The 269-nt window shown below is 68.8% G+C and carries 1 pseudogene; it reads right to left on the minus strand.

The features are described 5' to 3' along the window. Positions 1 to 269 (minus strand): annotated as a pseudogene (locus tag ACCD11_RS28410) (type II secretion system protein GspD); the annotation flags it as partial.

Genomic DNA, 269 nt, shown 5'->3' on the forward strand with positions numbered 1-269 from the left:
TCGTAGTTGAGGCGGAAGATCTGCGTGACGATCTGGTTGCTGCCGCTCGACGCGGTGGCGCTGATGGAGGTGTTGACGGTGCTGCTCTGCAGCTTGGCGCTGGCCTCGGGCACCACCTTGTAGAGGCCGTCGGCTTCCACCAACGCGAAGCCCCGCAGGCGCAGCGCCGCGGCAAACTGGTCGAAGGCGGCCGCCGGCTGGATCGCGCGGTCGGTGACGAGGTTCATCGTGCCCTTGACGCGCGGGTCGACCACCACGTCGCGGCCCGT

The sequence above is a fragment of the Variovorax sp. Varisp36 genome (assembly GCF_047304235.1).
Classification (GTDB): domain Bacteria; phylum Pseudomonadota; class Gammaproteobacteria; order Burkholderiales; family Burkholderiaceae_C; genus Variovorax.